Source organism: Brevundimonas sp. (assembly GCF_018608325.1).
In the GTDB taxonomy this organism is placed as follows: Bacteria; Pseudomonadota; Alphaproteobacteria; order Caulobacterales; family Caulobacteraceae; genus Brevundimonas.
Map to the genome: position 1 here is coordinate 5,332 of NZ_JABAZW010000086.1, position 9,319 is coordinate 14,650.

Sequence of the window (9,319 nt, forward strand, 5' to 3'; positions counted from 1 at the left end):
GAAGCCGCCGTGACGCCGGGAACCGCCGCCGCCTGGACCATCGACAGCGCCGCCTCCAGCATCGGCTTCACCGGAACCCACGCAGGCAAGGACTTCAAGGGGCGGTTCGAGCGCTGGCAGGGTCAGGTCTGGTTCGATCCGGCTGATCTGGCAGGCTCCAAGGCCGTGGTGACGGTCCAGACCGCCAGCGCCCGCACCGGCGACCCGACGCAGGAAGGCTCCCTGCAAGGCGCGGAATGGTTCGATCCAGCCCAGTATCCGACGGCGCGCTTTGAGGCCGCCAGCTTCCGTTCGTTGGGCGGCGATAAATATGAGGCGACTGGCACGCTGAAGATCAAGACGGTCACGCTTCCGGTGGTTCTGCCCTTCACCTTCACCGAGACCGGCAGTGCAGCCACGGTCGAGGGCAGGCTGGAACTGGACCGCACGGCTCTGAATCTGGGTATGGAATCCGACGCCACGGCGGACTGGGTGTCCAAGTTGATCGGCGTACAGATCAAGGTGTCGGCGAAGCGCGCGGGATAGGGTTCGCGCCTTCTGGCGCTTGCCCTTGCGGAAGTCAGGCCTTACGGCTCCGCGCCTTGATCAATGATTCAGGGATCGGTCGATGACCCTTGCGCTTCTTTTCCCCGGACAGGGCAGCCAGGCCGTCGGCATGGGCGTGGCCCTTGCTGACGCCTTCCAGTCCGCCCGCGACGTCTTCGCCGAGGTGGACGAGGCGCTGGGCCAGAAACTGTCCGTCCTGATGCGCGAAGGACCGGAAGATCAGCTGACCCTGACCGAGAACGCCCAACCGGCCCTGATGGCCGTGTCGGTCGCTGCGGTTCGCGCCCTGAAGGCCGAGTTCGGCTTCGATGTTTCGACGGCGGCCTATGTCGCCGGTCACTCGCTGGGTGAATATTCGGCCCTGGCGGCGGCGGGCGCGATCTCACTGTCGGACACTGCACGCCTGCTGAAACTGCGTGGTCAGGCCATGCAGCGCGCCGTGCCGGTGGGGCAGGGCGCTATGGCCTCTCTGATCGGTCCGAAGACTGATCTGGCTCTGGCGGAGGCCGCAGCGGCGGCTGGCGCTGAACTGGGCGTCTGCGTGGTCGCCAACGACAACAACGCGGGCAACATCGTCATCTCTGGCGAGAAGGCGGCGGTCGACCGCGCCATCGAGAAGGCCAAGGAACTGGGCGCGCGGGCGATCCCGCTGAACGTCTCGGCGCCCTTCCACTGCCCGCTGATGCAGCCCGCCGCCGATGAGATGGCGCAGGCTCTGGCTTCGGCGACGATCCTGGCGCCGGTCGTGCCGGTGGTCGCCAATGTGCTGGCGCGCCCTGAGATCGACCCCGAAGTCATCCGCCGCCTGCTGGTCGAACAGGTCACCGGCCGTGTACGCTGGCGCGAGAGCATGGAGTGGATGGCGGGTGAAGGCGGCGTAACGCGCTTTGCCGAAATCGGCTCGGGCAAGGTTCTGACCGGCATGGCCAAGCGGATCGCACCGGATGCTGAAGGCGTGGCGCTGAACACGCCGGAAGACCTGGAAGCCTTCGCCAAGGGAGTGACGAGTGGCGAGTGACGCGTGGCGAGTCTATCGCCGCGTCCCTTTGCACTTCCTCGCCACTCGTCACTAATCACTCGCCACTTCGGAGAGACACATATGTTCAATCTTGCAGGCAAGACCGCGCTGGTGACCGGTGCGACGGGCGGCATTGGCGGGTCTATCGCCCGGGCGCTGCACGCGCAGGGCGCGACCGTGGTGCTGTCGGGCACGCGTGAGGCGGTTCTGGCCGATCTGGCCAAGGAACTGGGCGCCAATGGCACGGGGCGCGCTCACTTCGCCACCGCCAACCTGTCGGACCCGGAATCGGTCGACAATCTGGTCAGTGCAGCCGAGGCGGCGGCGGGTTCACCGCTGGACATCCTGGTGGCCAATGCCGGCATCACCAAGGACGGTCTGCTGATGCGGATGAAGGACGACGACTTCCAGTCGGTCATCCAGATCAATCTTGAGAGTTATTTCCGCCTGACCCGCGCCGCGGTGAAGGGGATGATGAAGCGCCGCTCGGGTCGAATCATCGGCGTGACCTCGGTGGTCGGCGTGACCGGCAACCCCGGCCAGACCAACTATTCGGCGTCCAAGGCCGGCATGATCGGCTTTTCCAAATCGCTGGCCCAGGAAGTCGGATCGCGAGGGATCACGGTTAATTGCATCGCGCCGGGCTTCATCGCCTCGCCCATGACTGACGTGCTGAACGAGCAGCAGCGCGACGCCATTCTGGGACGTATTCCGGCGGGTCGACTGGGCTCTGGCGACGAAATTGCAGCTGCTGCAGTCTATCTGTCCTCGGACGAAGCCGCCTATGTCACGGGGCAGACGCTGCACGTGAACGGCGGCATGGCGATGATCTGATCACGATCACGTAACGCAACAGACTATTTCCAGCCCCGAAGCCTGTGCTAAAGGGCGGGAACGCAACGGCGACAACAGCTTTCGGGCTTGCGTCGCCTTCGCTGCCGTGAGACGGCGATTTTTGAGCTACCACCGCCTCTACGGCGACTTTCAACAGGCAGAGAGACACTCATGTCCGACACCCTCGAGCGCGTTCGCAAGATCGTCATCGACCACCTGGACGCTGATCCGGACAAGGTCACGGAAAAGGCCAGCTTCATCGACGACCTGGGCGCTGACTCGCTCGACAACGTCGAGCTGGTGATGGCCTTCGAAGAAGAATTCGACATCGAAATCCCGGATGACGCTGCTGAGCACATCCAGACGGTCGGCGACGCCGTCAAGTTCATCGACGAGAAGTCGGCGGGCTGATTTCAGTCACTGACTGACAGTGATACAGGGCCGCCCGGCGCTCCTAGCGGAGATGCTCGGCGGCCCTTACTGTTTCTGATCTAGGCGAATCCCCGCGTGATTCCGGGGATGCGGGATTGAGATGAAGGAGCACGCACCATGCGCCGCGTTGTTGTTACGGGCATCGGTCTGCTGACCCCCCTGGGCTGGGGCGTCGAGAAGAGCTGGAAGAATATCGTCGAGGGCAAGTCGGGCATTCGTCCGATCACCGCTTTCGACACAGAGGGCTATGGCTGCACCATCGCGGGCGAAGTGCCCAGCGTGGATGGACGCGGCGGTGGCGGCGAGGGCGATTTCGACCCCGACAAGATCATGTCCGCCAAGGACCGCAAGCGCGTCGACGACTTCATCCTGTACGCTATCGCGGCGGCGGATGAGGCGCTGGCCGATGCGAACTGGAAGCCTGAGACGGAAGAAGACAAGGAACGCACCGGCGTGATGGTCGGCTCCGGCATCGGCGGCCTTGGCCCCATCGCCGACACGGCCATCGTCCTGAAGGAACAGGGACCGCGTCGCGTCAGCCCCTTCTTCATTCCCAGCGCCCTGATCAATCTGGCCGGTGGTCAGATTTCGATCCGCCACGGCCTGAAGGGGCCGAACCATGCGGTTGTCACCGCCTGCGCCACCGGCGCCCACGCCATCGGTGATGCGGCCCGGATGATCGCGCTGGACGATGCCGATGTGATGGTGGCGGGCGGCGCCGAAAGCTCGGTCGTGCCGATCGGCATTGCGGGCTTCCTGGCCTGCAAGGCGCTGTGCACCGCCTATAATGACACGCCCGAAAAGGCCTCGCGGCCCTACGACAAGGGCCATGCCGGCTTCGTCATGGGCGAGGGCGCCGGCATTCTGGTGCTGGAGGAATACGAACACGCCAAGGCGCGCGGCGCGAAAATCTACGCCGAAGTCGTGGGCTATGGCATGAGCGGCGACGCCTATCACATCACCGCCCCGTCTGAGGACGGCGAGGGTGGCGCACGCGCCATGAAGATGGCGCTGAAGCGGGCCGGGATGCAGCCGTCGGACCTCGACTACGTCAACGCCCACGGCACCTCGACCATGGCGGACTGGATCGAACTGAAGGCGATTGAGGGTCTGGTCGGCGATCATGCCCAGAACCTGTCCGTCAGCTCCACCAAGTCGATGACCGGGCACCTGCTGGGTGCGGCGGGGGCGATTGAAGCCGCCTTCTGTGTGCTGGCCATCCGTGACCAGGTGGCGCCGCCGACGATCAATCTGGACGACCCCGAGATGGAGACCCCCATCGACCTGGTCCCCAACAAGGCCAAGCCGATGAAGATCGATGTGGCCATGTCCAACAGCTTCGGTTTCGGCGGCACCAACGCCTCGGTCATCTTCAAGAAGGTCGACTGAGATGTTTGGGCGGGGGCGGGTTGAAAAGCCGCAAAAGCGGTCTGGTCTTGTCGTCGCCCTGCTGACGGCGTCGGCGACATTCAGCCTGTTCCTGATCGTCGCGCTGGTGGCGACCCTGGGCGTCTATTACGGGCCGGGACCGAAGGCGCGGCAGGGCGATGTGACCGTCGTCACCCTGCCCAGCGGTTCCGGGGTTTCGGCTATCGCAGCCCAGATGAAGGCGGCGGGCGTGATTCGCTCCGCTGACCTGTTCAAGGCGGCCATCACCCTGACCGGGGCTGATCGCCGCCTGCGAGCGGGCGAGTACGAAATTCCGTCCGGTGCGTCCCTGTCTGGCGTTGTGCGCCTGATGGTCGATGGCAAGGTCGTGCGCCATTTCGTGACCCTGCCGGAAGGCTGGTCATCGGCGCAGGCCGTGGACATTCTGGACAAACAACCCGTCCTGACCGGCGCGGTGGATGAAACCCCTGAAGAAGGCAGCCTGTGGCCCGACACCTATGAGGTCACACGCGGCGAAACGCGCCAGTCGGTCATCAGCCGGATGCAGCGCGCCACCAACGAAAATATGCGCGTCCTGTGGGCGCAACGCGCGCCCGGCACTGTGGCGCGCACGCCTGAAGAAGCCATGATCCTGGCCTCCATCGTCGAGAAGGAAACGGGTCTGGCGGCCGAGCGTCCGCGTGTCGCGGCGGTCTTCACCAACCGTCTGCGTCAGGGCATGCGGCTGGAGAGCGATCCGACCATCGTTTACGGCATCACGCAGGGTCGTCCGCTGGGACGCGGCATCCGCCGTTCGGAGTTGCAGGAGCGGACCCGCTGGAACACCTATCAGATCGACGGTCTGCCCCCGACGCCCATCGCCAATCCGGGCAAGGAAGCGATCAAGGCCGTGCTGAACCCGCCAGCGGAGACGGCGCTGTTCTTCGTCGCCGACGGCACCGGCGGTCATGCCTTCGCCGCCACCTATGAAGAGCATCTGCGCAATGTCGCGCGCTGGCGCCAGATCGAACGCCAGAAGGCGGGCCTGCCGCCGGAAGCCGAGGCGCCGGTCGCGCCCGGAACCAGTGCTGCGCCCATGACCGAGGCCGCCGCGTCTGGCGCAGCCACTGGCCCCATCACCGGACAGGCCACCATCACCCTGCCTGCCGGGGCTTCGCAGGGACCACGATGAGCAAACTCTCAGGCATGACCGGCTTCGGCCGGGCGGACGGCGCGGGCCAAGGCTGGACCTGGTCCGTTGAGGCGCGCTCGGTCAACGGCCGCAATCTGGAGGTCCGTTTCCGCGGACCGGGCGGTTTCGATAATCTGGAGCGACTGGCCAAGGCGTCGGGGCAGGCGCGGTTTGCGCGCGGCCAGGTCAGCATCGGCGTGCAGGCCAAGCGGGTCGAGGCGGGCGAAGCCGCCGTCACCATCAATGCGGCGGTGTTGGCGCGCTATCTGACCCTGGCCAATGAACTGGCCGAAGACGGCGCGACTCCGCCATCCGCCGACGGCCTGCTGGCCCTGCGCGGCGTGATCGAAGCGCCGGAAGAGGTCGACGACCCTGAGGCGCGGGCCGCGCTTGAAGCCGCGCTGGCCGGAACCGTCGAACAGGCGCTGGACGCGTTGAAGGCTTCACGCGAAGGCGAGGGCGCACTGCTCAAGCCCGTGCTGGACGATTTCATTGCCCACATTGAGGCCCTGGTCGCTTCGGCGGAAACCGAGGCCTCGGCTCAGGTCGAGGCGATCCGCGAGCGTTTCACGCGCCGTATCACCGAACTGGCGCCCGATGCGCCGGGTCTGGAAGACCGTATCTTCCTCGAAGCCGCCGCGCTGGCGACCAAGGCGGACGTGCGTGAGGAGTTGGATCGGTTGACCGCGCATGTTGCTGCGGCCCGTCAGCTTGTGGCCTCGGCGCCCGCTGGCCGAAAACTCGACTTTTTGATGCAGGAATTCATGAGAGAGGCGAATACGCTCTGCTCGAAATCCGCTACGACCGCGCTCACCGGAATCGGCCTGGAATTAAAGGCCGTCGTCGAACAGCTTCGAGAACAAGTCCAAAATGTCGAATGAACGCACGCCCCGCCGGGGTGTCCTCCTGATCGTCGCCAGCCCCTCGGGCGCGGGCAAGACGTCGCTGTGCCGTCGCCTGATGGCCGACCACGGCGGGCTGGAGCTGTCCGTCTCCATGACCACGCGCGACATCCGTCCGGGCGAGGTGCATGGCCGTGACTACAACTTCGTCAGCCATGAGGAATTCCAGCGTCTGATCGACGCCGACGCCTTCCTGGAATGGGCGGACGTGCATGGCAATCGCTACGGCAGCCCGCGTGGTCCGGTGGACCGTGCTCTGGCCGAGGGACGCGACGTCCTGTTCGACATCGACTGGCAGGGCGCGCGCGATGTGGCCGAGAAATGCCCCGAGGACGCTGTGCGCGTCTTCATCCTGCCGCCCAGCCTGGAAGAGCTGCGTCGCCGTCTGGTGACCCGTTCGCAGGACGCTGAAGACGTGATCGAGCGCCGCGTGGCCAATGCCAAGGGCGAGATCGAACACTGCGACATGTTCGACTATGTCCTCGTCAACGAAGATTTCGACCGATCCTACGCCGAGCTGGCGCACATCTATCACGCTGAACGCTCGCGCCGTTTCCGTAACCTGTGGGTCGGAAACTATCAGGCGGCCCTGTTGCGCGAAGCGGTCTGAAGCAACGGCGCGGCAGGACGGGGAAACCTGCAGCGCCGTTTGAACAGAAGGCCTTGTCTGTTGCCGTCATCATACTTTTAGAAAATCTGTCCCTGTATATGAATTCTCGACTAGGTGGAAATCCCTAGTCGATAACACGGAAACCGTGTGTTCATAATATATCGCTCAACTTGAACTCTAGCCTGGCTTTGCCGTGGTCTGAGGATGAAGCGTATGGACTTTCTGAAGACGGTCCCAGTCTTCCTGAAGACCAGCGCGCGTGAACGCGCCAAACAGATACCCGCGCGGATGGCGTTGGCCAGTGTTCTGGCACTGGCCTTCTATGCGAACGACAAGGCGTCATGGATCTGGATCTGGGCAGCCGTAGCTGTTGCAACCCAGATTTTTGAATACGTCGCGATGTCGGCGTTTCGAAAAGACGACGATCAGGATGTGAAGCCGGTCGCCGTTTTCGCAGCCTTGGCCTCGACTGCGTTCATGGCTGTGACCTATGGCGGCGCAGGTCTGCTCATCTGGGTCACCGGCAATAATGTGACAGCCAATGTCGCGGCCCTGTCGATTGCTGGCGGTTTGTTGGCCAATCTGGCCGCCGGGATTGGATCACGTGCCCTGTTCTATACCGGGGCCGCGCCCTATCTGACGGCGCTGGGGCTGATGCCGGTCATCATGATGATTCAGGGGGATGTGAATGGCGTCATTCTGACGGGCTGCACCTGTGTGCTGAGTTGCTTAACCGTTCTGAGCGTCTTCAATCGGGTGCATGCCACGCGCCAGTCCGAGCAGGAGGCGCTTCTGGAGGCGGATCGACGTGTGGATCAGGCTCAGGCGGCCATGGCTGATCGATCTGCGCTGGCCGCCATTGTCAGCCACGAACTGCGCACACCCGTCAGCGCCATTCTGGCGGGCGCCAGCGTTATCCGCGCAGCGCCGGGCGCTCCGACGACGCAGGACACGGCCGAACTGATCGTCGACGCCAGCCGCCATATGGTGGGAATGCTGAATGATCTGCTGGACCATTCCAAGATGGAGGCAGGGGCGATGTCGATAGAGGCGCGGGACTTTGATCTGTGCGTCTTCGTGCGGGACGCCGTGCGGTTCTGGAGAAATCAGGCGGCTGACAAAGGGCTTACGCTGCAGGCTGAACTGCCGAATGAAGGCGAGTTCTGGCTGGTCGGCGATCCTTATCGACTGCGCCAGATCGTCAACAATCTGCTGTCCAACGCCATCAAGTTCACTCCACGCGGCATGATCCGCATCGATGTCGAGGTTTCCCCCATTGAGGGCGGTCGACATGGCGTGGTTCTGAAGGTCACGGATCAGGGGACGGGTATTCTGCCGGAGGCCATGGCACGGTTGTTCACCCCCTTTGCTCAAGGCTCCGCGGAGGTGGCGCGGAACTATGGTGGGACAGGGCTGGGCCTGACCGTCAGCAGGGAGCTTGCCCGTCTGATGGGCGGCGATCTGACAGTGGCGAGCGAACAGGGAGCAGGCGCGGTCTTCACCCTGATGCTGGACCTGCCGCCGGGCCAGCACGTGGAGGAGGGCGAGCATCATGAGACGACGCCGCCGCCTGTGGTTCACCGTCTACGTGTTCTGGCCGTGGACGACAATGAACTGAACCGGCGCACGTTGGCGCTGGTGCTGAAGCCGCTGGATATCGAACTGGTCATGGCCTCGGACGGTTTTCTGGCCCTGAGTCGATTGGAGGAGCAGACGTTTGATGTGGTGGTCATGGACGTCAACATGCCCGGCATGGACGGCAATGAGGCGACGCGGCGCCTGCGGGCCTCGGCAGGGCCGAACGCAGGTATTCCCGTCATTGGCTTCAGCGCCGGGTCAGAGGCGGATCAGATCGCCTGTCAGGCGGCTGGCATGACGGACTGGTTGTCCAAGCCGTTGGAGCCAAGAAAACTATACGACGCCCTGCAACGCGCCGCTGACATGTCGTCGGCTTAGGTCGCTTCTAAGGGGGGGGGCGCGCGGCGAACCAAGGTGTGATGCGGGCCAGGGCTTCCTGAACTTCGGGTGTTGAAACAGCGAAGCTGAAGCGGATGTAGCGGTGACCCTCAACCGGGTCGAAATCGACACCGGGCGCCGTGGCGACGCCGGTGTCGCGCAGCAGTTCCTGACAGAAGGCCATGCTGTCGTCCGTCAGATGGCCGATGTCCGCCCAGATGTAGAAGGCGCCGTCAGGCGGGGCGATCTTCTTGAGGCCCAGCGCAGGCAGGGCCTGAAGCATCAGTTCGCGGTTGCGGGCATAGGTCTGGATATGGCCTTCCAACTCGTCCGTCTGATCCATGGCGACCAGACCCGCGTGCTGGCTCAGTGACGGCGGGGTCAGGAACATATTGCCGATTCGGGCGCGGGCGGCGTCGATCTCGGCCTCCGGGACCAGCAGCCAGCCCAGCCGCCAGCCC

At 64.4% G+C, this 9,319-nt stretch carries 10 protein-coding genes; 9 read left to right on the forward strand and 1 reads right to left on the reverse strand.

Going from position 1 to position 9,319, the window contains the following annotated elements:
* The 9 genes from QZ281_RS08675 to QZ281_RS08715 all read left to right on the forward strand — a co-directional run.
* A partial coding sequence (locus QZ281_RS08675; RefSeq protein ID WP_292227228.1) for a YceI family protein occupies nt 1–525 on the forward strand: 525 nt, incomplete at its 5' end.
* Between the two features lie 82 nt (nt 526–607).
* Entirely contained in the window at nt 608–1,564 is a 957-nt protein-coding gene (fabD, locus tag QZ281_RS08680) for an ACP S-malonyltransferase (protein WP_292227229.1), read from the forward strand.
* 81 nt (nt 1,565–1,645) lie between these two features.
* Nucleotides 1,646–2,398: a 3-oxoacyl-[acyl-carrier-protein] reductase gene (gene fabG / locus QZ281_RS08685; protein ID WP_292227231.1), complete on the forward strand. Its 753-nt coding sequence runs from the start codon at nt 1,646–1,648 to the stop codon at nt 2,396–2,398.
* A 171-nt stretch (nt 2,399–2,569) separates the two neighbouring features.
* Nucleotides 2,570–2,809 (forward strand): acyl carrier protein, encoded by a 240-nt coding sequence (locus tag QZ281_RS08690; protein WP_008264317.1) that lies wholly within the window; start codon nt 2,570–2,572, stop codon nt 2,807–2,809.
* Between the two features lie 138 nt (nt 2,810–2,947).
* Nucleotides 2,948–4,219 (forward strand): beta-ketoacyl-ACP synthase II, encoded by a 1,272-nt coding sequence (fabF, locus tag QZ281_RS08695; protein ID WP_292227233.1) that lies wholly within the window; start codon nt 2,948–2,950, stop codon nt 4,217–4,219.
* Between the two features lies 1 nt (nt 4,220).
* Nucleotides 4,221–5,390, forward strand: a complete 1,170-nt coding sequence (gene mltG / locus QZ281_RS08700; RefSeq protein ID WP_292227236.1) for an endolytic transglycosylase MltG — start codon at nt 4,221–4,223, stop codon at nt 5,388–5,390.
* Nucleotides 5,387–6,271, forward strand: coding sequence for a YicC/YloC family endoribonuclease (locus QZ281_RS08705; protein ID WP_292227238.1), 885 nt, complete (start codon nt 5,387–5,389; stop codon nt 6,269–6,271). The genes mltG and QZ281_RS08705 overlap by 4 nt, the downstream gene beginning before the upstream one ends.
* Nucleotides 6,261–6,902: a guanylate kinase gene (gene gmk / locus QZ281_RS08710; RefSeq protein ID WP_292227241.1), complete on the forward strand. Its 642-nt coding sequence runs from the start codon at nt 6,261–6,263 to the stop codon at nt 6,900–6,902. The genes QZ281_RS08705 and gmk overlap by 11 nt, the downstream gene beginning before the upstream one ends.
* A gap of 213 nt (nt 6,903–7,115) precedes the next feature.
* Nucleotides 7,116–8,858, forward strand: a complete 1,743-nt coding sequence (locus tag QZ281_RS08715) for an ATP-binding protein (protein ID WP_292227245.1) — start codon at nt 7,116–7,118, stop codon at nt 8,856–8,858.
* Nucleotides 8,859–8,865: 7 nt separating this feature from the next.
* Here QZ281_RS08715 and QZ281_RS08720 read toward each other — a convergent pair.
* On the reverse strand, nt 8,866–9,319 hold a 454-nt coding region (locus QZ281_RS08720; protein ID WP_292227248.1), incomplete at its 5' end, for an aminotransferase class I/II-fold pyridoxal phosphate-dependent enzyme.

What these genes read in the sequence shown, in the direction of transcription:
- fabF (WP_292227233.1), top strand. Translation starts at nt 2,948, where the DNA reads ATGCGCCGCGTTGTTGTTACGGGCATCGGTCTGCTGACCCCCCTGGGC.
- QZ281_RS08690 (WP_008264317.1), top strand. Translation starts at nt 2,570, where the DNA reads ATGTCCGACACCCTCGAGCGCGTTCGCAAGATCGTCATCGACCACCTG.
- fabD (WP_292227229.1), top strand. Translation starts at nt 608, where the DNA reads ATGACCCTTGCGCTTCTTTTCCCCGGACAGGGCAGCCAGGCCGTCGGC.
- fabG (WP_292227231.1), top strand. Translation starts at nt 1,646, where the DNA reads ATGTTCAATCTTGCAGGCAAGACCGCGCTGGTGACCGGTGCGACGGGC.
- gmk (WP_292227241.1), top strand. Translation starts at nt 6,261, where the DNA reads ATGTCGAATGAACGCACGCCCCGCCGGGGTGTCCTCCTGATCGTCGCC.
- QZ281_RS08715 (WP_292227245.1), top strand. Translation starts at nt 7,116, where the DNA reads ATGGACTTTCTGAAGACGGTCCCAGTCTTCCTGAAGACCAGCGCGCGT.
- mltG (WP_292227236.1), top strand. Translation starts at nt 4,221, where the DNA reads ATGTTTGGGCGGGGGCGGGTTGAAAAGCCGCAAAAGCGGTCTGGTCTT.
- QZ281_RS08705 (WP_292227238.1), top strand. Translation starts at nt 5,387, where the DNA reads ATGAGCAAACTCTCAGGCATGACCGGCTTCGGCCGGGCGGACGGCGCG.